We start from the raw sequence: 22,382 nt of genomic DNA on the forward strand, positions 1-22,382 counted from the left end.
CGGCCATGCACGAGCGCTGACGGGGAGATGAACCGGGCGGCATGGGTGGAAATCCGTCTAGGCTGAGCGGCCGAGTCATTTCACGGCCCGAGGAGAACCAGCCGATGTCAGACAGCTCCCCCCTGCCGCCCGTACGGCTGCACCCCGAAGCGGAGCTGGCGCGCGCCGCGCTGTCCACGCCGTTGCTCTCCCGCGCCGCCCGCCTCGCCCGCTGGGCCGGCCCCGACACCCGGGTGGACGCCGGTGGCGGACTGGTGGAGGAACAGCTTCCGGCCGCCGCCGAACTGCTCGGCCTGAGCGGGGACGACGCCGCCGCGTACGCCAGCGAGGCCTGGCGGGTGGCCGTGGACGCCGGACTGGTCGAGATCACCGACGAGGAAGCCGGAACCGTGGCGGCCGGGGACGAGCTGGCGCTGCTCACCGGCGGCTCCCCGCACGACGTGCTCACCGTCTGGCTCTCCGCCCTGGAGACCGTCGTCGCGGACGCGAGCGTGCCCGACCTGGACGGTCTGGTCGACGCGATGGACGAGGGCGGCGAGGTCGATTTCTCGTCACTCGACTGGGACCCGGAGGCCGAGGCGGAGTTCCTCGACGGCGTCCTCGGCAACCTCTACCTGCTGACCGTCAGTGAGGACGGCTCCGGCGACGCTCCCGTGCCGCTGCCCGCCCTCGCCGCCTCGATGATCGTCCCCAGCGACATGGGGGAGCCCACCAACGACGTCCTGGAGCAGGTCTCCGACGCGATGATGCGCCTCGACGACCAGTTCCGGACGCTGGAGCCGGTCGGTCTGGTGGAGTACCAGCCGGTGGACGAGGCCCTGATGGCCGACGGGGAGGAAGAGCCCGCGGCCCCGGTGGACGACACCGACGTCTCCCGCTACGGCATGGTCCGGCTGACCCCGCTCGGCGCCTATGGGCTGCGGGCGCGGCTGCTGGAGGCCGGGTTCGAGGCGCCCGCGATCGGTGAACTCGCCGACAAGGGCGCCGACGTGCTGCTCGACGGCACCGCCCACTTCGGGCAGTCCGCCGCCCAGGCCGAGACCGAGCAGTGGGTGGCCCGGCGGGAACCGCTCGCCGCGGCACGGGAGTTGCTCGCCGCGGCGCGGGGTGCCGACGCCGGGGCACCGTTGCGCAGGCTGCGCTGCCAGCAGGCGCTGTCCCTCCTCGGCCTGGAGGTCGAGGCCGCGCTGCGGGAGGTGCTGGACGATCCCGAGCTGGGCGGGCTCGCCCGGGTGTGGCTGAGCGAGCGCGGCGCCCCCGACGTGCCCGCGCCCTCGCAGGAGCTGGTGTTCTGGCTGACCGTCGACACGCTGGCCGCACAGCTCCAGGCGGAGGGCAACTCCGAGGAACTGCGGGCGCTGGTGGAAGGGCTGGCCGAACAGCACAGCGGGTTCTTCGCGGCGGCCTGGCGGGTGGAGCACCCCGACACCGCGGACGTGCTGGAGGCGATGGGCCGGCTGCACCCGGACAAGAAGGTGGCGAAGGAAGCGCGCAAGGCCGCCTTCAAGGCGCGGTCGGCACAAGGGGGTTGAGCGGCCCCGCCGATCGCGGACGGTTCGGCACCGCCTGACGGGTATGGCGGTCCTTACAGGGACGGCGATGGTGACGGCGACGGCGTGACCGATCGCCGTTACGGCGGCAAAGAGCTGGTGACACCGGGGAAGAACATGGCCGGTGTTTTGGGTGGCCATGGGTCTGCGTATACGGATTCATGGAACAGGGGTCTCTGAAGTAGCCGGGTGTTCAACCGCCGTTCAAAAGGTGGCGGGAGTGTGAGCGCCGCAACGAGGCCGCCACCCTCCACCCGGCACGCCCACCGTCACAGGAGACACCATGTCGCTCAGCCGCAGGGACTTCGCCAGGAAATCCGCGATCACCGGTGCCGGAGTCGCACTGGCGGGCAGCGTCGGCGCCCTCGCCACCGCCCCGAATGCCCTCGCCGCCACGGACGACATCGAGACCGTGGACGGCGAGTCGGCGCACGGGCACCACGGTGTCGGCTACGGGTCGCTGATCCCGGACCCGGACGGCATCCTCGCGCTGCCCGAGGGCTTCACGTACCGGGTCATCACCTACAGCGGCAGGACCAAGCTGGAGTCGGGTGAGTTCACCCCGTCCAACCACGACGGCACCTCCACCTTCGACGGCCCCCGCGGTGCCACCCTCCTCGTCAACAACCACGAGCTGAAGGGCCCGCGCACCGGCTGGAAGTACCCGGTCCCGCTCACCGAGGGCCTCGTCTACGACCCCGCCGCCTCCGGTGGCTGCACGGTGGTCGAGGTGCGCCGCGACCACGTCGCCGAGTGGGTCGGCATCGCCGGCACCTCCACCAACTGCGCGGGCGGCAACACCCCGTGGGGCACCTGGCTGACCTGCGAGGAGACCGAGGACAAGGCCGGCCAGAACGGCATGACCAAGGACCACGGCTACGTCTTCGAGGTCGACCCCGAGGACCGCCGGGCCAACCGCGACCCCAAGCCCGTCAAGGCGCTCGGCCGCTACGCCCACGAGGCCGTGGTCGTCGACCCCAGGCGCGGCCACCTGTACCTGACCGAGGACGCGGCCGGCCCCAACGGCCTGCTCTACCGCTGGACCCCGCCGGAGGGCTACCGCCACGGCCGCGGCAAGCTGCGTACCCTCGCCGACGACGCGGGTGTCCTGCAGGCCTTCAAGTGCTTCGACTCCGGCGGCAAGTTCGTCGACGACCTCTCCCGCGCGACGAAGATCGGCACCGTCTACGGCGTCGACTGGGTGGACGTCCCGGACCGCGACGCGAAGACGACCTCCGTCCGCAAGCAGTTCACCGAGGGCCAGGTCACCCGCGCTCGCAAGCTCGAGGGCATGTGGTGGGGTGACGGCGGCACCTACATCGTCTCCTCCTTCGCCCGCACCGAGAGCCCCGTCCAGCACGACGGCGCCGTCTGGTTCTACGACCCCAAGCGCCGCACCCTGACCCTCAAGGTCCTCCTCGGCGTCAACCCGGACCCGTCCGCCGACAACGGCAACTTCGACGGCCCGGACAACATCACCGTCTCCCCGTACGGCGGCCTGGTCATCGCCGAGGACGGCGAGGGCATCCAGCACCTGTTCGGCGCCACCGAGAGCGGCCGCACCTACCCGATCGCCCGCAACGACCTGAACATCGGCACCGCGGAGAAGCCCGAGTTCAGCGAGTTCACCGGCGTCACCTTCTCGCCCGACGGCCGCACCCTGTTCGCCAACATCCAGGAGCCCGGCATCATGCTCGCCATCACCGGCCCCTGGAAGCGGCAGAAGTGCGACTGACGGCCGCGCGGTAATTAATTCGCTCGCTCGTCCCGCGGCTCCCCTTCTAGAGTGATCCACGTCCAGGTGCGACAGGCAGGACCTACTTCCACTCTTAATGGGGAGGCCGCGGGTTCGAGTCCCGCCACCGGCTCAACGGGCCGGTGTAGCTCAGGGGTTAGAGCGCCAACCGTCGGTTCCGCCGACCTCGATCTCTGGACACCGAAAACTTCATGCACCTCCCGGTGCGCAGGCTGCGGTTACTTCTTTTGCACAGAGAATCCATGACCGCCGCCGAATTGATCTCGGGAGGCGCAGCACATGGTGGGTGTCCGGTGCGCAGGCAGCGGTTACTTCAACGGGACCAGACGGTTGCGGGTTCGACTCCCGTCATCGACTTCGGGTCGGTGTAGCTCAATGGGTAGAGCATCTGACTAAAGTCCGTCGCCGACTTCCGATCTCGGGCACCCTCCATTTGCTGTGCCTCCCTCCGAAACACCAACGAATTCGGGGGAATTCACCATGGCACGATTCAACACGCGTGCCGCCAAGGCGCAGCTGAAGTCGGCGGTGACGTCGACGGGCCGCATCCTGCGGACCTACGAGGGCGGCCGGGGTCAGGAGCGCGATCCGCGCTCCGAGCTTTTCCTGCTGGCGGTATCGCACTTCCTCGGGGGCACCTTCTACGAGAACGCCGAGGACCGCGACGACCGGTTCACCCGCCTGCTCCGCGACCTCGCCGTCAGCGACCCGGAGTGGACGGCCGGCCTGCTCGGCTGGCTGCGCGGTGAGGGCAACATGCGGACGGCCTCGATCGTGGGTGCCGCCGAGTACGTGCACGCCCGGCTGACCGCGGGCGCCACCGACGGCCCCTCCAACCGGCAGGTCGTGGCATCCGTGCTCCAGCGCCCGGACGAGCCCGGTGAGCTGCTCGCGTACTGGACGGCGACGTACGGCCGTGCCGTCCCCAAGCCCGTCAAGCGCGGTGTCGCCGATGCCGTACGACGGCTGTACCACGCCAAGTCGCTGCTCAAGTACGACACCGCGTCCAAGGGCTACCGCTTCGGCGACATCCTCAACCTGGTGCACGCGTCGCCGGACGCCGACAAGCCGTGGCAGGGCGACCTGTTCCGGTACGCGCTCGACCGGCGGCACAACCCGGACACCGCCGTGGCGCCCGCGTCGAGCCCGGTGCTCACCGCGCACCGTGAGCTGATGGCGCTGCCCGTAGGGGAGCGGCGGGCGGTCGTCACCGCGCCGGGCGGCGCCGAGCGGCTGGCGGCGGCCGGTATCACCTGGGAGGCGCTGGCCGGCTGGCTGCAGGGCCCGATGGACAAGGAGGCCTGGGAGGCCGTGATCCCGTCCATGGGCACGATGGCGCTGGTCCGCAACCTGCGGAACTTCGACGGCGCGGGGGTCTCGGACGAGGTCGCCGCCCGGGTCGCGGCGAAGATCAGCGACCCGCAGCAGGTGGCGCGCTCGCGGCAGTTCCCCTTCCGCTACCTGGCCGCCTACCGGCACGCGCCCTCGCTGCGCTGGGCGTACCCGCTGGAGCAGGCGCTCGGCCACTCGCTGGCCAACGTGCCCGCGCTGCCGGGCCGGACGCTGGTGCTGGTCGACCGGTCGGGCTCGATGTTCTGGTCGCCGGTGTCCGAGCGCGCCCAGCTCACCCGGGCCGACGCAGCGGCGATCTTCGGTACCGCGCTCGCGCTGCGGGCGGCGGACGCCGACCTGGTCGAGTTCGGCTCGACCAGCGCGAAGGTGGAGTTCCGCAAGGGCGAGTCGGTGCTGAAGATCCTGGAGCGCTTCGGCAACCTCGGTGGCACCGACACCACGGAGGCGGTGCGCCGGCACTACAGGAAGCACGACCGGGTGCTGATCGTCACCGACGAGCAGTACGCCCCGCACCAGCACGGCGACCCGACCGCCCAGATCCCGTCCCGCATCCCGGTCTACACCTGGAACCTGGAGGGCTACCGGGCGGGCCACGGGCCGTCGGGCGCGGACAACAGGCACACCTTCGGCGGCCTGTCCGACTCGGCCTTCCGGATGGTGTCCCTGCTGGAGGACGCTCGTGACTCCCGCTGGCCGTGGCAGGCCTGACCAGCGGCCGGTTCTGATCGTGGCCCGCACTTCCACGGGGGTGCGGGCCACACCCTTGCCTGCTCCGCACTGATATCTAACATTTCAGTTCGTGGAGACTCTGCGACCCGTTCCCCGCACCCTGCTCCGGGACCGCGCCTGTGCGGCGATCCGGGACGCCATCGTGGCAGGGGAGATCGAGCCCGGCGCGGTGGTGCGCGACGCCGACCTCGCCGAGCGGCTGGGGCTGTCCCGGGCGCCGGTGCGCGAGGCCTTCGCGCGGCTCGTGGACGAGGGGCTGCTGGAGAGCAAGCCGCAGAGCTACACCCGGGTCACCCCGCTCGTCGCCGCCGACGTACGGGACGCGGCGGCGGTGGTCGGTGCCCTGCACGAACTGGTCACCCGGGTCGCCGTACCCCGGCTGAGCCCGGCCGACCTCGACCGGATGCGCGCGGCCAACGACCGGTTCGGCACCGCCGTACGCACCGGTGACGTGGACGAGGCCCTGCGGGCCGACGACGAGCTGCACGACGTCCTGGTCCGGGTGAGCGGCAACCGTGCGGCCGCCGCGACCGTCGCCCGCTACACCCCGCTCATCCGCCGCCTGGAACGGCGGCGCTTCGGCGAGGGCGGCTCGTGCCGCTCGGCCGGGCTGCACGAGCGGCTGATCGAGGCCTGCGCCGACGGTGACGTGGACGGCGCGGTCCGGGTCACGGCGGACATCTGGCGCACCCTCGCAGACCTGGCCGACCCCGACTGAACCTGGAGGTCCCGTGTCCCTGTCTTCCTACGCCCGCTATCCGCTGCTGTTCGGCCCCTCGCCCGTGCACCCCCTGGAGCGCCTGACCGCCCACCTCGGCGGCGCCGCGCTGTGGGCCAAGCGGGAGGACTGCAACTCCGGGATCGCCTACGGCGGGAACAAGACCCGCAAGCTGGAGTACCTGGTCGCCGACGCGCTCGCGCAGGGCTGCGACACGCTCGTCTCGATCGGCGGGGTGCAGTCCAACCACACCCGTCAGGTCGCCGCCGTAGCGGCCCGCGCCGGGCTCAAGTGCGTGCTGGTGCAGGAGAGCTGGGTCGAGTGGCCGGACTCCGTGTACGACAAGGTGGGCAACATCCTGATCAGCCGGCTCGCCGGGGCCGAGGTGCGGCTGGTGCGGGCCGGGTTCGGGATCGGGTTCAAGGAGAGCTGGGAGCAGGCGCTGAGGGACGTGGAGGAGGCGGGCGGGAAGCCGTACGCCATTCCGGCCGGTGCCTCCGACCATCCGCTCGGCGGTCTCGGCTTCGCCCGCTGGGCTCATGAAGTCGCCGAGCAGGAGGAGGAGTTGGGTGTCGTCTTCGACACGGTGGTCGTGTGCTCGGTCACCGGCTCGACCCAGGCGGGCATGATCGCCGGATTCCGCGCCCTGGAGGAGGCGGGCGGCCGGCCGCGCCGGGTGCTCGGCATCGACGCCTCGGCCGAGCCCGCCCGCACCCGTGGGCAGATCGCCCGGATCGCTCACGCCACCGGCCAACTGATCGGTGTCAAAGGAGAGTTGACCGTCGAGCTGGACGAGCGGTACCACGCGGGGACGTACGGCATCCCCGACGATTCCACCCTGGACGCGATGCGGCTCGCCGCGCGGACCGAGGGCATGGTCACCGACCCCGTCTACGAGGGCAAGTCCATGGCCGGGCTCGTCGACCTCGTGCGGCGCGGCGAGATCGGCGCGGACGCGACGGTGCTCTACGCCCACCTGGGCGGCCAGCCCGCGCTCAACGCCTACAGCGCGCTGTTCTAGGCGGTACAGGGGGGACGGCCCGGGCACGGCCGGGCAGCGGCCGTCGGCGGACAGGGTCATGATGGCGGTGTGCCCTGCCCCTCGACACCCGGCCCGGGCGACGCCCTCGGCCGTCTGGAGTCGGCCCCCACGCCCCGGACCGCGGTGGTCTGGCTTCCCCCGGCCGACCTGTGGCCCGCCATCCAGCGCATCCGGGCCGAGCACGACCCGCAGATCCGCCGCTGGCCACCCCATGTGAACCTGGTCTTCGGCTTCGTACCGGAGGAGGACTTCCCGGCGGCGCTCCCGCTGCTGGCCGCCGCGGCCGCCGGGTGCGAGCCCTTCGGCATCCGGCTCAGCGGCGTCCGTTTCTTCCGTCACCGGTCGTACGCCACCGTGTGGCTCGACCCCGCGGCGGCCGGCGCGGCACCCTGGACGGAGCTTCAGCGCGCGCTCGCGGAGCCCTTCCCGTACTGCACGGACCGCTTCCCGCGCTTCACCCCGCACCTCTCGCTCGGGCGCACCCACGCCCCGCGTGTCCTCGCGGCCGAGTGCGCCGCCCGGCTCGACGCGCTGCACGCGCGCGTGGCGGAGATCGAACTGCTCTCCCGCCGCGGTGACGGCCCCATGCGGACGCGCGCCACGATCGGCCTGGGCACCGGCGAGGTACGCCGCACTCCCGGGCCGGACCCGGCCACCGGCGGGTACGAGCCACCGGAGCGGGCCTGACCGGACCGCGGTGGGCCTTTCGTGGTGCTCGATAATCTGCGGAGAGGATCCCCGGTCGGCAAGGAGCATCTGGATGGCGCAGGTCAGACCCATGCGTGCGGACGCTCGGCGCAATCACGAGCGGTTGCTGGAGGTGGCGGCCGAGGCCTTCGCCGAGCACGGGGAGAACGCGTCGCTGGACGACATCGCCAAGCGCGCCGGCGTCGGCTCCGGCACGCTCTACCGGCACTTCCCGACCCGGCAGGCGCTGCTGGAGGCCGCGTACGTGGACCGGATCCAGGCCATGGCGGCCCGGGCCGACGAGTTCGCCGCGGAACGTCCGCCGGGCGAGGCGCTGGTGGAGTGGCTCAACGAGGTGTGCGTCGGGACGATCCAGGTGCGCGGCATGAAGACGCTCCTGGGCTCGGCCGTCACCGACGGCAGCTCCGTCGCGGCCACGGCGTGCGGCACACATCTGCAGGAGGCGGCGCGGCGGCTGGTGGAGGCGGCGCAGCGGGAGGGCAGCCTGCGCCTGGATGTCGAGCCGATCGAGGTGCTGCGGCTGGCGCACGGCGTGTCGTCGGCGTCGGAGCTGGCGAGCGGGCAGGGGCAGCAGATACGGCGCTATCTGTCCCTGCTCACGGAGGGGCTGCGCCCGCGCGGGCAGGCCTGACAACCGGGCGCCCCCTGGCCGACGGGGGCGCCGATGGCTGTGTCGTACGACCGCCTACAGGGCCCGTGCTCCCGGGTCGACCATGTTCCGTACCGTACGTGCCTTCACGAAGTCGCCCATGGCCGTCATGTCCCACTCGCCGGAGAACTGGCGGATGAGCTTGGCCATCATGACGCCGGTCTGCGGTTCGGCGTTGGTGAGGTCGAAGCGGACCAGCTCCTCGCCCGTGGCCGCGTCCACCAGGCGGCAGTAGGCCTTGGCGACCTCCGTGAACTTCTGCCCGGAGAAGGAGTTGACCGTGAAGACCAGGCCGGTGACCTCCTGGGGGAGGCGGCCGAGGTCGACGGTGATCACCTCGTCGTCGCCCCCGCCCTCGCCGGTGAGGTTGTCACCCGAGTGTCTGATCGCGCCGTTCAGGATCGTCAGTTTGCCGAAGTAGCAGCTGTCGATGGCGTTGCGCTGCGGGCCGTAGGCGATGACCGAGGCGTCCAGGTCGATGTCCTTGCTGTGGAACGCGGGCTCCCAGCCGAGGCCCATCTGCACCACGGAGAGCAGCGGGCGGCCGCCCTTGACCAGGGAGACGGTCTGGTTCTTCTGGAGGCTGACCCGGCCCTTGTCCAGGTTGATCTTCCCGGCACCGGGCACCGGGGCGGGCGGGGCCGCAGGAACGGGCGGTGCGACCGGTGCCTGCGCGGCGGGCGCCGGCGGTGCGGCAGGTGCTGCCGCCGGTGCGGCGGCGGGCTCCTCCACCGTCACACCGAAGTCCGTCGCGATGCCGGCCAGGCCGTTGGCGTACCCCTGGCCGACGGCGCGGGCCTTCCACTGGCCGTTGCGCCGGTAGATCTCCACGATCACCAGCGCCGTCTCCGTGCCGAGCTGCGGCGGGGTGAACGTGGCCAGGACCGAGCCGCCGTCCGCGTCCCGGATCGTGGCCGTCGGCTCGATGCCCTGGAAGGTCTGGCCGGCCGCGTCCGGGCTGGCCGTGACCACGATCTTCTCGATGTCCGGCGGCACGGCGCCGGTGTCGACGGTGATCGCGTCGGGCGCCGCGCCACCACCGGACGTGTACGTCACGCCCGGCCCGGCGGGCTGGTTGTAGAAGATGAAGTCGTCGTCGGAGCGCACCTTGCCGTCGCCGGTGAGCAGCAGGCCCGACACGTCGAGCCGCACCGGCGCGGAGACGTCCACCGTCACGCGGGCGGCCGACAGGGAGATGTTCGAGCCTGGGGTCATAGCTGTCATGCCTGAGGTAACGAGCGGAGGCGCTTTACCGTTCCCTTACCCGCGGAACGACCCGCTCGGTTCGCGGCGACGACCTCGTCCAGCGGGCAGGTTCCACCGGACATCCGCCCGCCTGCGACCCGCTACGGCACCACCACGATCTTCCGCCCCACGCCCGCCGCGAACTGCTCCAGCGCCTCGGGGTACCGCTCCAGCGGGATCCGGTCGCTGATGAACACCTCGGGGTCCAGCACCCCGTTCGCGAACAGTTCTGCCGCGCGTTCGAAGCTGTGGAGGACGGCCATCGAGCCTGTGATCGTGATCTCGCGGTTGTAGATGCGGTACGGGTCGATCGTCACGCGCGTCGCGTAGTCGGCCACCCCGAACTGCAGGAAGGTGCCCGCCTTCGCCACCCGGTCCAGGCCGTCCTGGATGGCCGCCGCGTTGCCGGTCGCGTCGACGACCACGTCCCAGCCCTGCGGGCGGTCCAGTTCGTCCGCGCCCGCGGCGGACGCCGAGACGCCGAGGCGGCGGGCCGTCTCCAGGCGGGACGGGTTGAGGTCCACGACGTCCACGCTGGCCGCACCGGTGCGCTTGGCCAGTTCCAGCATCATCAGGCCCATGGTCCCGGAGCCGTAGATCAGGACGTGGGCGCCGAGGCGGGCGCGGAGGACGTCGTAGCCGCGTACCGCGCAGGACAGGGGTTCGACGAGGGCCGCGTCCTGGGTGCGGACGTGTTCGGGGAGCTTCACGCAGTTCGCCACCGGCGCCACCGCGTACCGGGCCGCACCGCCCGCCGTCGTCACGCCGATCGCCGCCCAGCGCTCGCACAGGTTGTTGTGCCCGGTACGGCAGTAGCGGCACTCGTAGCAGTACAGGGAGGGGTCCACGGCCACGCGGTCGCCGACGCCGACCTCCGTGACCTGGGTGCCGACCCCGACCACCTCGCCCGCGAACTCGTGCCCGGGGACGATCGGCAGCTTGGGCGCGAACTCGCCCTGGAGTATGTGCAGATCGGTGCCGCACAGGCCGCAGGCGGCGACCTCGACGACGACCTCGCGGGGACCGGGCGTCGGGTCCGGGACCTCGGTGACGACGGCGCGGCCCACGGACTCGATGACGGCGGCCTTCATTTCACGGCTCCCAACGACAGACCCTGGACCAGCTTGTCCTGGGCGGCGAACCCCGCGGCGAGCACCGGCAGGGAGATGACGAGCGACGCGGCGCACACCTTCGCCAGGAACAGGCCCTGACTGGTGATGAAGCCGGTCAGGAAGACGGGGGCGGTCTCGGCGACCACGCCCGTCAGGACTCGGGCGAAGAGCAGTTCGTTCCAGCTGAAGATGAAGCAGATCAGGGCGGTGGCGGCGATGCCGGGCAGGGCGATGGGGGCCACCACCCGGGCGAGGATCGTCGGCAGGCGGGCGCCGTCGATCTGCGCCGCCTCGATCACCGCCACCGGGACCTCGGCGAGGAAGGACTGCATCATCCACACCGCGATCGGCAGGTTCATGGAGGTGTAGAGGATGACGAGCAGCCAGATGTTGTCGAGCATCCCGGTGTTCTTGGCGAACAGGTAGATGGGCAGCAGGCCCGCCACCACCGGCAGCATCTTGGTGGACAGGAAGAAGAACAGGACGTCCGTCCACTTCTGCACCCGGCGGATGGACAGCGCGTACGCCGCGGGGAAGGCCAGCAGGAGCACGAACAGCGTCGAGGCCACCGATGCCATGGTCGAGTTGATCAACGCCGGCCAGGGGCTTGCGCCCCCGCCCGTGCCGAAGAAGTCGCGGTAGCCGTCCAGGGTCAGGGCCGCACCGAAGGACGGGGGATTGGTGGCGGCGTCGGCCTCCGAGTGGAACGAGGTCAGGACCATCCAGGCGATGGGCAGGAAGAACAGCAGACCGACCAGCCAGGCCAGCAGGCCGAGGCCCGCTCCGCGGCGACTGCGGACGCGTACGGCGACTGCGCTCATGCGCGGGACACCTCCTCGCGGAACAGGGACGACACGACGCGCAGGGCGAAGGTCGCGATGACGATCGAGCCGATGACGACCAGGACGCCGGCCGCCGAGGCGAGGCCGTTCTCATGGGCCTGGTAGAAGCTCTGGTAGACGGTGTAGGGAAGGTTCGCGGTGTCCAGGCCGCCGGAGGTGATCGTGAAGACCGCGTCGAAGTTCTGGACGATGTAGATCGAGCCCAGCAGGGCGCCCAGTTCGAGGTAGCGGCGCAGATGCGGGAGCGTGAGATGGCGGAAGATCTGCCAGTCGCTCGCGCCGTCCACCCGGGCCGCCTCGAGCTGCTCGGGGTCGCGGCTCTGCAGTCCCGCCAGCAGGATCAGCATCATGAACGGCGTCCACTGCCAGATCAGCGAGGCCTCGACCGCGAGCAGCGGGGTGTTCGAGATCCAGTCCGGCTGGGGGCCGCCCACATAGTGCAACAACCCGTTGAACAGGCCGTATTCGGGGTTGTAGAGCACGTGCTTCCACAGCAGGGCCGCGGCGACCGGGACCAGCAGGAACGGGGCGATCAGCAGGGTGCGGACCAGGCTGCGGCCCCGGAACCTCCGGTTGAGCAGCAAGGCTGTTCCGAGGCCCAGGACCAGGCTGACCAGGACCACGGTGACCGTCAGCAGGACCGTCGTCCACACCGAGTGGCGCAGGTCCGAGTCGGTCAGGACCTGGCGGTAGTTGTCGACGCCGGCGAAGTGACGGGCGTTCGGATAGAGGGCGTTCCAGTGGAAGAACGAGATCACCACGGTCGCCACGAACGGCAGCTGGGTCACCACGATCATGAAGACCAGGGCGGGCAGCAGAGGGGCCCGGACGGCCCAGGCTCGCATACGGTTCGGCGGCCGGGTCGCCGGCCGCGCGGTGGCGGCGGCGACTCGGGCGGAGGAGGTGGTGACGGTCATGACCCCTCGTACTTCTTGGCGACGGCCTCGGCGAGCTGCTGCGACTTCTGCAGCGCGCTGTCGACGGACTCCCGGCCGGCGACGGCGGAGCTGATCTCCTGGGAGACCTTGGTGCCCAGGTCGGTGAACTCGGGGATGCCGACGAACTGGATGCCGGGCGCGGGGCGGGGCTGCACACCCGGGTCGTTCGGCTTGGCACCGGCTATGGCGTTCCGGGTGACGTCAGCGAAGGCGGCCGCCTCCTTGCGGTACTCCGGGATGTCGTACGTCGAAGATCGTTTGCCGGCGGGCACGTTGGACCAGCCCGCCGTCCTGCCCACGAGGTTCTCGTAGCCCTTGCCGGACGCCCACGAGATGAACTTCCAGGCGTCACCGGCGTTCTTGGACGCCTTCTGGATGCCCCACGCCCAGGTGTAGAGCCAGCCGGAGCTGTCGGTCTTCTCGACCGGGGCCTGGACGTAGCCGATCTTGCCCTTGACCGGGGAACCGGAGGCCTCCAGCGAACCCGCGCCGGACGTGGCGTCGTACCACATGGCCGTCTTGCCCTGCGTCATGTCGTTCAGGCACTCGGCGAAGCCGGACTGCGCGGCGCCGGACTCGCCGTGCTTACGGACCAGGTCGACGTAGAACTGCGTGGCCTGCTTGAACTCCGGGGAGTCCACCTGTGCCTTCCAGTCCTTGTCGAACCAGGTGCCGCCGAAGGTGTTGACGACGGTGGTCAGCGGAGCCATCACCTCGCCCCAGCCGGGCAGCCCGCGCAGACAGATGCCCTTCATCCCGGACTCGGCGCCGTCCGCCTTGGCGGCCAGGGCGGCGACCTGCTTCCAGGTGGGCTTGGCCGGCATGGTCAGGCCCTTCTTCCGGAAGACGTCCTTGCGGTACATCAGGAAGGAGGACTCGCCGTAGAAGGGCTCGCCGTAGAGCTTGCCGTCCGCGGCGGTGAGGGCCTGCCGCATCGGGGCGAGGATGTCCTGCTGGTCGAAGGCGGTGTCGCTCTTGACGTACGAGTCGATCGGGTGGAGCCAGCCGTTCTTGGCGTAGATCGGGATCTCGTAGTTGCTGAGCGTGGCGACGTCGTACTGGCCCGCCTGGTTGGCGAAGTCCTGGCTGATCTTGTCTCTGACGTCGTTCTCCGGCAGGACGGTGAAGTTCACCTTGATCCCGGTGTCCTTGGTGAAGTTGCCGGCGGTGAGCTTCTGCAACTCCACCATCTGCGGGTTGTTCACCATCAGGACGTTGACGGAGTGGGCGGAGGACCCGCCGCCGGCGCCGCCGGCGCCCGAGCAGCCGGTGAGCAGTGGGGTGATCAGCGTTCCTGCGGCGGCCACGGCAAACAGGGCGCGGGGCGTTCGGCGGCTCTGGGTTGGCATGGAGTGCTCCTGAACGTATGGGGAGATAACGGGTGTCTGTGGGTGTGGCTGTGCCCCTGGGGACGGTGTTCGGTTTTTCAGACCCGGATGACCTGCGGGCCCAGCAGGGAGTAGCGGTGGGCCTCGGCCGACGGGAGCAGCGTGCTCGTCACGATCGCCTCCAGCGCGCCGACGTCGGCGAACCGGCAGAAGCTGACCGCTCCGAACTTGGTGTGCACGCCCGCGAAGACCGTCCGGCGCGCGGCGCGGATGGCCTGGGTCTTGACCTCGCTGACGGCGGGGTCGGGGGTGGTCAGGCCGTGTTCGCGGGAGATGCCGTTGGCGCCGATGAAGGCGAGGTCGATGACGAAGCCGGACAGCATCCTGGTCGTCCAGTGGTCGACGGTCGCCAGGGTGCCGGCGCGGACCCGTCCGCCGAGGAGCAGGACCGACATGTTCTCGGCCTCGGCGAGGGCGCCCGCGACGGGCAGGGACGCGGTGACCACGGTCAGCGGCCGGTCCGTCGGCAGGGCCTCGGCGATGAGCTGCGGGGTGAAGCCCTCGTCGACGAAGACCGTCTCCGCGTCCCCCAGCAGCTCGGCCGCGGCGGCCGCGATCCGGCGCTTCTCGGGGACGTGGCTGGTGGCGCGGAAGGCGAGTGTCGTCTCGAAGCCGGCGCTCTCCACCGGGTAGGCGCCGCCGTGGGTGCGACGGACCAGCCCGTGGTCCTCCAGGGCGCGCAGGTCGCGCCGGATGGTCTCCTTGGCCACGCCCAGCCGGGCGGCGAGTGCGGTGACGTCGACCGAGCCGGTGGCGCGCGCGGCCAGCACGATCTCGCGCTGGCGTTCTTCCGCCGTCCTCGTGCTCATGCCGTCACCCACTTCCCTGTGGAGCTGCCCGTTCGGGCTCATGGGGGAAGTTCTACAGCGGGTGTGCGGCGCTGACCAGGTCTGTTGCGGGTTCGATACTGCCCGTGTGTGCCCGTTTGCGAACCGGTGTGCCCGCCTCGGACCTGCGCGGCTGCCGGGCGAGGCGTGGGAGCGGGCGGCCCGGATGCCCGAACACGGGGGCGGGCGGGCCCGTTCGGTGCCCGCCCGCCGCGATGAGCGATCGTTTTCCGCCGCCTCGCCGGATATCCGGTCCCGCCGGAGGCTCAGTACGGCCAGAGGGGCGGATCGGTCACGAAGTGCCCGCCCAGGTGGCTGTGGGCCGGGTTCTCCGGGTCCAGCTCGCCCTGCTCGGCGATCAGTTTCCCGGCGTACGGCTCCGAGTCGTCCTGCGGCTCGTAGCCGAGCGACCGTGCGGTCGTGAGGTCCCACCAGAGGCGGGTGTTCGCCGAGGAGCCGTAGACCACGGTGTGGCCGACCTCCTCCGCGGTGAGGGCCGCGTGGAAGAGGCGGGCGCCGTCGGCCGGGCTCATCCAGACCGAGAGCATGCGCACGCCGGTCGGCTCCGGGAAGCAGGAGCCGATGCGCACCGAGACGGTCTCCAGGCCGTGCCGGTCCCAGTAGAGCTGGGCGAGGTCCTCGCCGAAGGCCTTGGACAGCCCGTAGAAGGTGTCGGGGCGGTGTGGGGTGTCGATCGGGATCAGCGCTCTTGAATCAAGAGGTGTGCCCGGGCGCGGGGCCGGGGTGAAGCCGACGGCGTGGTTGGAGGAGGCGAAGACGATCCGCGGCACGCCTTCGAGGCGGGCGACCTCGTACAGGTTGTAGGTGCCCTCGATGTTCGACCTGAGGATCTTCTCGAAGGGCGCTTCCAGGGAGATGCCCGCGAGGTGCAGGATCGCGTCCACGCCCCGCACCGCCTCGCGCAGCGCCTCCGTGTCGTTGAGGTCCGCGGTGATGGCGTCCGGCGCGTCCTCGACGGGGCGCACGTCGAGCAGGCGCAGTGTGTAGCCGTACTCCGGCAGCAGGGACCGCATCAGGGTGCCGAGCCCGCCGGCGGCGCCGGTGAGCAGCACGGTGCGGGGAGCGGGCATCCTCGATCTCCTTGACGACAGTGGCCGCATGCATGGACAGGATTCACATTCGTGGACACGCTAGGGAGCGGTGGCGGATTCAGTCAAGTGTGCCGTGGAGTGGGGAAATCCGTTGCCGTGTTGCGGGTTTGCCCGCTTGACCCACCCCGAGACGGGCCCGTAGCGTGAAGCAGTTCAGAAATATAGACGCTGATCAGAAACGTGCACCGACAGGGAGCACCCGTGACGCCAGCCCCTCTCGCCGCCCGGCTCCGCGACCCGAGCGGGCCGCTGTTCTTCCCCGTCACGGCCTACGGCCCGGACGGCTCCGGCGCCCCCGTCGATCTCGACGTCTACCGCACCCATGTGCGCCGGGGCGTCGCGGCCGGTGCCGCCGCCGTGTTCGCCTGCTGCGGCACCGGGGAGTTCCACGCGCTGCTGCCGGAGGAGTTCGAGGCCTGCGTGCGGGCGGCCGTCGAGGCGGCCGAGGGGCGCGTCCCGGTGATCGCTGGGGCCGGCTACGGCACGGCGCTCGCCGTCCGCTACGCACGTCTCGCCGAGGACGCGGGCGCCGACGGGCTCCTCGCCATGCCGCCGTACCTCGTGCTGGCCGGCCAGGAGGGCCTGCTGCGCCACTACCGGGAGGTCGCCGCCGCCACCGCCCTGCCGGTGATCGTCTACCAGCGCGACAACGCCGTCTTCACCCCGCACACCGTGGTCGAGCTGGCCCGCACCGAGGGCGTCATCGGTCTCAAGGACGGCCTCGGCGACCTGGACCTGATGCAGCGCATCGTCAGCGCCGTCCGCACCGAGGCCCCCGGCGACTTCCTGTACTTCAACGGCCTGCCCACCGCCGAGCAGACCCAGCTCGCCTACCAGGCCCTCGGCATCACCCTCTACTCCTCGGCCGTCTTCTGCTTCGCCCCCGAGATCGCCCTCGCCTTCCACCGGGCCCTCCGGACCGGCGACCGGGACACCGTGCGCCGTCTCCTGGACGGCTTCTACCGCCCGTTCGTGGAGCTGCGCGCCCAGGGCCGCGGCTACGCCGTCTCGCTCGTCAAGGCGGGCGTACGGCTGCGCGGCCTGGACGTCGGCGAGGTCCGGCCCCCGCTGCACGAGCCCGGCGAGGACCACGTCAAGCAGCTCGCTCAGCTGATCGAGCGCGGCTACGCGCTGCTGGAGGAGGACGCGTGAAGGCGTCGGCGTTCGTCTACCCCTGGGACGTCGACGGGGACCCCGAGGCCCCCGCCCGCATCGCCGCACTCGGCGTACGGCAGGCGACCCTCGCGTCCGCCTACCACTCCACCCGCGCCCTGACCCCCCGCCACCCGCGCCACCGCATCGTCACCGCCGAGTACGCGGCCGTCCTGTACCCGGTCGGCAACCGCTGGGCCGGCCGCGGTCTGCGCCCGTACACCGCCGGGCGCTGGGCTCCGGGAGACGCCTACGGAGAGGCCGCCGAGGCGCTCGCCGCGGCCGGACTCGACGTGCACACCTGGGTCGTCCTCGCGCACAACTCCCGCCTGGGCGCCGAACATCCGGACACCTCGGTCGTCAACGCCTACGGCGACCGCTACCCGTGGGCCCCCTGCATCGCCCAGCCCGCCACGCGCGCGTACCTGGTCGACCTCGCCGCCGAGGCGGCCGTACGCCCCGGCGCGCACGGCACCGAACTGGAGTCCCTCGGCTGGTACGGGCTCCAGCACCTGCACGCCCACGACAAGACCTCCGGGGTCGGCCTCGGGGACGCCGGGCAGTACCTGATGTCGCTCTGCTTCTGCCCCGCCTGCCGCGCCGGGTACGGCGAACAGGGCCTGGGCGCCGACGGGCTGGCGGCCGCCGTACGGGACGCCCTGGAGCCGCTGTGGCGGGGCGCGGCCGACGACGGGGGCTGGCCGACGGTCGAGAAGCTCCTCGGCCAGGACACCGCGGCCGCCACGCGCGCGTGGCGCGACACCAGCGCCCGCACCCTCCAGGAGCAGGCCGTCACCGCCGTACGCGCCGCCGCACCCGACGGCTTCCAGATCCTGCTGCACGCGGACCCGGTGCCGTACCACTGCGGCGCCAACGCCGGCGTCGACCCCGCCCACGTCCTCTCCGTCGCGGACGGCGTGGTGGTGCCGTGCACCGGCGGTACGGACCTGCTGGCGCCCTTCGCCGAGCAGGCGCGCGAGGGGACGGTGCTGGCCGCCAACTTCACGGTGGTCTCCGGGATGGGTGGCAGCCCCGGCACGCTCGCGGCCGACGCGGCACGCGCGCGTGCCGCGGGCGCGACGGAACTGCGTCTGTATCACGCCGGGTTGGCGTCGGACGGGGACCTCGCGGCGGTGCGTGAGGCGCTCGGCGCCCGCTGAGCCGCGAGCGCGGCGGCCGTCAGGAGCAGCCCCAGGCCGTACAGGGGCAGCAGCAGCCCGGGGCCGGCCAGTCCGACCAGGCCGGCCCCGACGGCCAGTCCGACCACGTTCGGAGTGAACATCAGCGTGTGGGCGGTGGCGGTCGCCCGGCCCAGCAGCGGACCCGGGGTCTCGCGCTGCACGGCGGTGAGCGCGGCGATCAGCACGCAGGGCAGACCGAGGCCGACGGCGGCCCCGGCCACCAGCGCCACCGGATCCGACGGCACGGCCCGCGCGGCCACCCCGGCCGCCGTCAGCGCGATCCCGGCCGCCGCGAACCGGCGCCCGCCGAGCCGCCGCAGCGCCGGCCCGGAGACCAGCCCGACCGCCACCGAGCCCGCGCCCTGGACGGCGTACAGCACACCCGCGTAGGCGGGGGAGTGCCCGAGACGGTCCACGACGGCGTACACCGTGGTGCTGCCCAGCGAGGCGAGGAGCATCGTCGTACCGCCCGCCCGGACCAGCGGACGCAGCCCCGGGTGCCCCCACAGATGACGGACGCCCTCGGTGGTCTGCCGCCACCAGCCGTCGCCCGACCGGGCGGGCCGTTCCTCGGGGACGCGCACGAGGGCGCACAGCCCGGCGGCGAGCACGAAGGTGACCGCGTCGAGACAGGCGACGGCCGGCCCGCCGAAGGCCGCGTACAGGCCCGCGCCGGTCAGCGGGGCGACGAGCTTCATGCCCTCGGTGGCGGTCATGCGCAGCCCGTTGAAGTCGCCGCGCAGGTCCGGGCCGACGGCGGCGGTGACCAGGGCCGACTCGGCCGCGTCGTGGACGACACCGGCGGCGCCGTACCCGAACAGCACGGCGAACAGGAGCCACAGGCGGCCGGGGGAGTCCACGGCGAACAGGGTGAGCAGGAGGGCGGCCACGGCGAGGTTGACCGTGATGAGCAGGGGTTTGCGGCGGAAGCGGTCGGCGAGCGTGCCGAGCGCCGGGCCGGCCGGGGTGGGCGCCCACATGGCGAGCATGCACAGGGCGGCCAGGCCGTTGGAACCGGTGAGGTCCTTGACCCACACGCCGGACGCCAGCCACAGCGAGGACGTGCCGAAACCGGACACGACCACACCCGTCAGAAACAGCCCCGCAGTGCGGTCCCGCAGCACGCGGACCACGGTCCAGGAAGTCGTCATGCCAGGTCATCGTGGCCCTAAGGGGGGCCCACGCGGATCGGTCACGTGCCCTGTCCCGGCCCGGGACTGCGGCCCCGGCCCATGACCACGGCCCCGGCCCATGACCGAGGCCCCGAGCCATGACCGAGGCGGCGACAATCCGTCGGAACCTGTCACTCACTCCCCTGGGGCGGCCGCGGCCCCGTCCCTACCGTCGACCGCATGCGCTACATCGCCCCGATCCTCATCGGCCTGCTCTACGTCCTGCTCATGTCCCTCGTTCCCGAGCCGCACCGGCGCCGCCTCAACGCGGTGATGATCGCCGGCGCGGGTGCCGCCTACCTCAGTGGCGGGGGCCTCGGCGGCTGGGAGTTCGCGTTCACCACGGTGGTCACCTACGTCGCCTACCGGGGCCTGGACTCCTGGACCTTCATCGGCGTCGGCTGGCTGCTGCACACCCTGTGGGACGTCGTGCACCATCTCAAGGGTCACCCGATCATCCCGTTCGCCCACGACTCGTCGTTCGGGTGCGCGTTCTGTGATCCGGTGATCGCGCTGTGGTGCTTCGCGGGCGGTCGGTCACCGTGGGAGTGGCTGCGCCGGCGCAGGGCACCGATGAGTTCCGCCGAGCCGGCCGGTCACCCCTCCGTACGGGCAACGCAACCCCCAAGGAGCAGGACATGACCGACCCGATCCTCGACCTCGGACCACAGACCCGGATCCTGGCACGGCTCGCGGAATCCGTGACCGACGACCAGCTGTCGGGCCCCACCCCGTGCCCCGACCTGGCGGTACGCAATCTGCTCGGCCACCTGCTGGGCCTGTCCGTCGCCTTCCGTGACGCCGCCCGCAAGGACCTGGGCACGAACACCGACACACCCCCGAACACCGTCGTCCCGGACATCGGCCCCGGCTGGCGCGAGGAGCTGCCCAAGGTGCTGGACGAACTCGCCGACGCCTGGCGCGACCCGGCCGCCTGGACCGGCATGACCCGCGCGGGCGGGGTGGACCTGCCCGGCGCGGTCGCGGGTGCGGTCGCCGCCGACGAGCTGGTGATCCACGGCTGGGACCTGGCCCGCGCCACCGGCATCCCCTACGCCCCCGACCCCGCGGCCCTCACCTCCGCCCACGGCTTCCTCCTCGCGGCGACCGACGACCCGAACCGCGGCAAGGGACCCTTCGGCCCGGTCGTCCCGGTCCCGGCCGAGGCGCCGCTGCTGGACCGGGCGGTCGGGCTGAGCGGGCGGGATCCGGGGTGGCGGCCGTAGGCGTACCGGCGATCTCCGGGCGGCGGAAGCGGCGCATCGGCCCTACGGTGACCTGAGAGGGGGGCAGGCCGTACACGTACGACGGAGGATGCCGCCATGCAGGAGCACTACGTGTGGGTGACGACGCGCCGCCTTCAGCCGGGGACGCTGGAGGAGTTCGAGCGGGCATGGCGCCCCGCCCCCGCCCCGCCGGGCCTGCACCGCGCCTACGCGTACTGGTCCGAGGACGGGCAGGAGATCACCGGCGTGTCGTTCTGGGACACCCAGGAGTCGTGCGACGCGTGGCGAACCTCCGACCCGGAGGCACAGCGGCGGGCGGCCATGGCCCCGTACGTCGTCTCGGAGAGCGAGGACTTCTACCGCGGCCGTGAACTCACCCTCCCCGGCGTCAGCCATGGGTGAGCGCGGCTGACATGAGCGACATCGTCGTCGTGTACGAGCTCGACCGTCCGGCGGCCGCACACACCTCCCCACCCGACGCGGACCGCCCCCCGCGCCGGGTGCACGCGGTGCCCACCGCCCCCGGCAGGCCGGACGCCGCCGGCCCGCGGACACTCTGCGGCAAGGACACCTTCGCCATGGAACCGGCCCGGTGGAAACCCTCCGAGCACTCCGGGGCGCCCTGGTACCCCGCCGAGTACGCGGCCGTGGTCTGCCCCGAGTGCGACGCCGTGATGGAGGTCTGAGCAGGGTCCCCGGTCCGGACGGGGAGCGGAGGCGTCATGGCGGGTCCCCGCCGGCGCCGCGTTCCTCGCCGACCGGCTGCGCCACCCTTGGCTCCACTTGGCGAAATGAGCCGGAGCCGGGCGAAAGGCGTCGTACTCTCCTGCCATGCCGCTCACCCTCACCGTCCTCGGTACCGCCTCGCCGCACCCGGGCCCCGACCGGCCCTGCTCCGGTTATCTGGTGTCCGGCGGCGGCGCCGAGGTGTGGGTGGACGCGGGGCCCGGTACCTTCGCCGCGTTGCAGCGGCACACGGATCCCGCCCGGCTCACCGCGATCTGGATCTCGCATCTGCACGCCGACCACAGCGCCGACCTGCTCGCCGCCGCCTACGCCTTCGCCTTCGGCGGCATGGCCCCGCACGCACCGATCCCGGTGTACGCGCCCCAGGACTGCGCGCGCCGGCTGGCCGGCTTCTTCGGCCGTCCCGACGTCGAGTTCCTGAAGGGCGTCTTCGACTTCCGGGACCTGTACGACGGCCACGACGTCCGGCACTGGAACCTCCGTCTGACCGCCCGCGCCGTCGCCCACGACACCGAGGCGTACGGGCTGCGCGCCGAGTCCCAGGGCAGCGTCCTGGCGTACTCGGGGGACAGCGGCCCCTGCCCCGCGCTCATCCAACTCGCCTCCCGTGCCGACCTGTTCCTGTGCGAGGCGGACCTCGACGAGCATCGCGTCGGCGAACACCCCCGGCAGGTCCATCTGACGCCCGAGGACGCCGGCCGCATCGCCCGGGACGCGCACGTGCGCGAGCTTGTCGTCACCCACGTCGGCCCCACGCTCACCCGCGAGGCGGCCACCGGGCGAGCCGCCGCGGTCTTCGGCCGGCCCACGTACACCGCCGTCGAGGGCGACATCCACGCCGTCTGAACCGGCCGCCCGGGCGTGCCGACTTCCTTTGTCAGAAGCATTGACGAATCACGGGCCCCCTCCTACCTTCAACGCGTCGTACTTCGTAC

General features: G+C 71.9%; 22 protein-coding genes. 14 read left to right on the forward strand and 8 right to left on the reverse strand.

The genetic code is table 11. The features are described from left to right. Window positions 1–104: 104 nt before the first annotated feature. The 7 genes from ACIRVH_RS21140 (at window position 105) to ACIRVH_RS21170 (ending at window position 8,487) form a co-directional block, all read left to right on the forward strand. Window positions 105–1,532 carry a hypothetical protein gene (locus ACIRVH_RS21140; RefSeq protein WP_403955461.1) on the forward strand — a complete coding sequence of 476 codons (1,428 nt, stop codon included), beginning with the start codon at window positions 105–107 and terminating at the stop codon, window positions 1,530–1,532. A gap of 301 nt (window positions 1,533–1,833) precedes the next feature. Then, complete coding sequence (locus ACIRVH_RS21145; protein ID WP_403955464.1) at window positions 1,834–3,285, forward strand: alkaline phosphatase PhoX; 1,452 nt, start codon at window positions 1,834–1,836, stop codon at window positions 3,283–3,285. 501 nt (window positions 3,286–3,786) lie between these two features. Then, complete coding sequence (locus tag ACIRVH_RS21150) at window positions 3,787–5,367, forward strand: TROVE domain-containing protein (protein WP_403955467.1); 1,581 nt, start codon at window positions 3,787–3,789, stop codon at window positions 5,365–5,367. A 91-nt stretch (window positions 5,368–5,458) separates the two neighbouring features. Next, entirely contained in the window at window positions 5,459–6,106 is a 648-nt protein-coding gene (locus ACIRVH_RS21155; RefSeq protein ID WP_403955470.1) for a GntR family transcriptional regulator, read from the forward strand. 13 nt (window positions 6,107–6,119) lie between these two features. Next, entirely contained in the window at window positions 6,120–7,127 is a 1,008-nt protein-coding gene (locus ACIRVH_RS21160) for a 1-aminocyclopropane-1-carboxylate deaminase (protein WP_403955474.1), read from the forward strand. Window positions 7,128–7,196: 69 nt separating this feature from the next. Then, window positions 7,197–7,835 carry a 2'-5' RNA ligase family protein gene (locus ACIRVH_RS21165; protein WP_403955477.1) on the forward strand — a complete coding sequence of 213 codons (639 nt, stop codon included), beginning with the start codon at window positions 7,197–7,199 and terminating at the stop codon, window positions 7,833–7,835. A 73-nt stretch (window positions 7,836–7,908) separates the two neighbouring features. Then, window positions 7,909–8,487: a TetR/AcrR family transcriptional regulator gene (locus ACIRVH_RS21170; protein WP_403955480.1), complete on the forward strand. Its 579-nt coding sequence runs from the start codon at window positions 7,909–7,911 to the stop codon at window positions 8,485–8,487. A gap of 54 nt (window positions 8,488–8,541) precedes the next feature. On the opposite strand, the gene ACIRVH_RS21175 is transcribed toward ACIRVH_RS21170, so the two are convergent. The 7 genes from ACIRVH_RS21175 to ACIRVH_RS21205 all read right to left on the reverse strand — a co-directional run bounded on the left by ACIRVH_RS21175 (window position 8,542) and on the right by ACIRVH_RS21205 (window position 15,948). Further along, window positions 8,542–9,720: a TerD family protein gene (locus tag ACIRVH_RS21175; RefSeq protein WP_403955483.1), complete on the reverse strand. Its 1,179-nt coding sequence runs from the start codon at window positions 9,718–9,720 to the stop codon at window positions 8,542–8,544. Window positions 9,721–9,851: 131 nt separating this feature from the next. After that, window positions 9,852–10,841, reverse strand: coding sequence for a zinc-dependent alcohol dehydrogenase family protein (locus tag ACIRVH_RS21180; RefSeq protein WP_403955487.1), 990 nt, complete (start codon window positions 10,839–10,841; stop codon window positions 9,852–9,854). Further along, window positions 10,838–11,683, reverse strand: a complete 846-nt coding sequence (locus ACIRVH_RS21185) for a carbohydrate ABC transporter permease (protein ID WP_403955490.1) — start codon at window positions 11,681–11,683, stop codon at window positions 10,838–10,840. Before ACIRVH_RS21185 ends, ACIRVH_RS21180 begins: the two co-directional genes overlap by 4 nt. Further along, complete coding sequence (locus ACIRVH_RS21190; protein WP_403955493.1) at window positions 11,680–12,621, reverse strand: carbohydrate ABC transporter permease; 942 nt, start codon at window positions 12,619–12,621, stop codon at window positions 11,680–11,682. Before ACIRVH_RS21190 ends, ACIRVH_RS21185 begins: the two co-directional genes overlap by 4 nt. Beyond that, window positions 12,618–13,991, reverse strand: a complete 1,374-nt coding sequence (locus tag ACIRVH_RS21195) for an ABC transporter substrate-binding protein (protein WP_403955496.1) — start codon at window positions 13,989–13,991, stop codon at window positions 12,618–12,620. Before ACIRVH_RS21195 ends, ACIRVH_RS21190 begins: the two co-directional genes overlap by 4 nt. Before the next feature lie 77 nt (window positions 13,992–14,068). After that, window positions 14,069–14,839 carry a DeoR/GlpR family DNA-binding transcription regulator gene (locus ACIRVH_RS21200; RefSeq protein WP_403955500.1) on the reverse strand — a complete coding sequence of 257 codons (771 nt, stop codon included), beginning with the start codon at window positions 14,837–14,839 and terminating at the stop codon, window positions 14,069–14,071. Between the two features lie 284 nt (window positions 14,840–15,123). Continuing rightward, window positions 15,124–15,948: an NAD-dependent epimerase/dehydratase family protein gene (locus ACIRVH_RS21205; RefSeq protein ID WP_403955503.1), complete on the reverse strand. Its 825-nt coding sequence runs from the start codon at window positions 15,946–15,948 to the stop codon at window positions 15,124–15,126. 222 nt (window positions 15,949–16,170) lie between these two features. Here ACIRVH_RS21205 and ACIRVH_RS21210 point away from each other — a divergent pair, with 222 nt between their 5' ends. Next, window positions 16,171–17,121: a 5-dehydro-4-deoxyglucarate dehydratase gene (locus ACIRVH_RS21210; RefSeq protein ID WP_403955506.1), complete on the forward strand. Its 951-nt coding sequence runs from the start codon at window positions 16,171–16,173 to the stop codon at window positions 17,119–17,121. Continuing rightward, the gene (locus tag ACIRVH_RS21215) at window positions 17,118–18,281 is read left to right on the forward strand and encodes a hypothetical protein (RefSeq protein ID WP_403955509.1); all 1,164 of its coding nucleotides are present in this window, start codon (window positions 17,118–17,120) and stop codon (window positions 18,279–18,281) included. The genes ACIRVH_RS21210 and ACIRVH_RS21215 overlap by 4 nt, the downstream gene beginning before the upstream one ends. Here the strand turns inward: ACIRVH_RS21215 and ACIRVH_RS21220 are convergent. After that, entirely contained in the window at window positions 18,218–19,453 is a 1,236-nt protein-coding gene (locus ACIRVH_RS21220; RefSeq protein WP_403955511.1) for an MFS transporter, read from the reverse strand. The two genes, ACIRVH_RS21215 and ACIRVH_RS21220, sit on opposite strands and share 64 nt — an antisense overlap. A 201-nt stretch (window positions 19,454–19,654) precedes the next feature. Here ACIRVH_RS21220 and ACIRVH_RS21225 point away from each other — a divergent pair, with 201 nt between their 5' ends. The 5 genes from ACIRVH_RS21225 to ACIRVH_RS21245 all read left to right on the forward strand — a co-directional run bounded on the left by ACIRVH_RS21225 (window position 19,655) and on the right by ACIRVH_RS21245 (window position 22,293). Next, window positions 19,655–20,116 carry a DUF6010 family protein gene (locus tag ACIRVH_RS21225; protein ID WP_403955514.1) on the forward strand — a complete coding sequence of 154 codons (462 nt, stop codon included), beginning with the start codon at window positions 19,655–19,657 and terminating at the stop codon, window positions 20,114–20,116. Further along, a complete protein-coding gene (locus ACIRVH_RS21230) occupies window positions 20,113–20,700 on the forward strand; it encodes a TIGR03086 family metal-binding protein (protein ID WP_403955516.1) in 588 nt (195 codons plus the stop codon). The genes ACIRVH_RS21225 and ACIRVH_RS21230 overlap by 4 nt, the downstream gene beginning before the upstream one ends. A 96-nt stretch (window positions 20,701–20,796) precedes the next feature. Next, complete coding sequence (locus ACIRVH_RS21235) at window positions 20,797–21,102, forward strand: hypothetical protein (RefSeq protein WP_403955519.1); 306 nt, start codon at window positions 20,797–20,799, stop codon at window positions 21,100–21,102. Window positions 21,103–21,113: 11 nt separating this feature from the next. After that, window positions 21,114–21,386, forward strand: coding sequence for a hypothetical protein (locus ACIRVH_RS21240; RefSeq protein WP_403955522.1), 273 nt, complete (start codon window positions 21,114–21,116; stop codon window positions 21,384–21,386). Window positions 21,387–21,531: 145 nt separating this feature from the next. Then, window positions 21,532–22,293 (forward strand): MBL fold metallo-hydrolase, encoded by a 762-nt coding sequence (locus ACIRVH_RS21245; RefSeq protein WP_403955525.1) that lies wholly within the window; start codon window positions 21,532–21,534, stop codon window positions 22,291–22,293. The last annotated feature ends 89 nt before the right edge of the window (window positions 22,294–22,382 follow it).

This window comes from Streptomyces sp. NPDC101165 (assembly GCF_044768135.1).
In the GTDB taxonomy this organism is placed as follows: domain Bacteria; phylum Actinomycetota; class Actinomycetes; order Streptomycetales; family Streptomycetaceae; genus Streptomyces.

Coding starts and splice junctions, on each gene's coding strand:
- ACIRVH_RS21140 (WP_403955461.1), top strand. CDS start 105: ATGTCAGACAGCTCCCCCCTGCCGCCCGTACGGCTGCACCCCGAAGCG.
- ACIRVH_RS21145 (WP_403955464.1), top strand. CDS start 1,834: ATGTCGCTCAGCCGCAGGGACTTCGCCAGGAAATCCGCGATCACCGGT.
- ACIRVH_RS21150 (WP_403955467.1), top strand. CDS start 3,787: ATGGCACGATTCAACACGCGTGCCGCCAAGGCGCAGCTGAAGTCGGCG.
- ACIRVH_RS21170 (WP_403955480.1), top strand. CDS start 7,909: ATGGCGCAGGTCAGACCCATGCGTGCGGACGCTCGGCGCAATCACGAG.
- ACIRVH_RS21175 (WP_403955483.1), bottom strand. CDS start 9,720: ATGACCCCAGGCTCGAACATCTCCCTGTCGGCCGCCCGCGTGACGGTG.
- ACIRVH_RS21180 (WP_403955487.1), bottom strand. CDS start 10,841: ATGAAGGCCGCCGTCATCGAGTCCGTGGGCCGCGCCGTCGTCACCGAG.
- ACIRVH_RS21185 (WP_403955490.1), bottom strand. CDS start 11,683: ATGAGCGCAGTCGCCGTACGCGTCCGCAGTCGCCGCGGAGCGGGCCTC.
- ACIRVH_RS21190 (WP_403955493.1), bottom strand. CDS start 12,621: ATGACCGTCACCACCTCCTCCGCCCGAGTCGCCGCCGCCACCGCGCGG.
- ACIRVH_RS21195 (WP_403955496.1), bottom strand. CDS start 13,991: ATGCCAACCCAGAGCCGCCGAACGCCCCGCGCCCTGTTTGCCGTGGCC.
- ACIRVH_RS21200 (WP_403955500.1), bottom strand. CDS start 14,839: ATGAGCACGAGGACGGCGGAAGAACGCCAGCGCGAGATCGTGCTGGCC.
- ACIRVH_RS21205 (WP_403955503.1), bottom strand. CDS start 15,948: ATGCCCGCTCCCCGCACCGTGCTGCTCACCGGCGCCGCCGGCGGGCTC.
- ACIRVH_RS21220 (WP_403955511.1), bottom strand. CDS start 19,453: ATGACGACTTCCTGGACCGTGGTCCGCGTGCTGCGGGACCGCACTGCG.
- ACIRVH_RS21225 (WP_403955514.1), top strand. CDS start 19,655: ATGCGCTACATCGCCCCGATCCTCATCGGCCTGCTCTACGTCCTGCTC.
- ACIRVH_RS21230 (WP_403955516.1), top strand. CDS start 20,113: ATGACCGACCCGATCCTCGACCTCGGACCACAGACCCGGATCCTGGCA.
- ACIRVH_RS21235 (WP_403955519.1), top strand. CDS start 20,797: ATGCAGGAGCACTACGTGTGGGTGACGACGCGCCGCCTTCAGCCGGGG.
- ACIRVH_RS21240 (WP_403955522.1), top strand. CDS start 21,114: ATGAGCGACATCGTCGTCGTGTACGAGCTCGACCGTCCGGCGGCCGCA.
- ACIRVH_RS21245 (WP_403955525.1), top strand. CDS start 21,532: ATGCCGCTCACCCTCACCGTCCTCGGTACCGCCTCGCCGCACCCGGGC.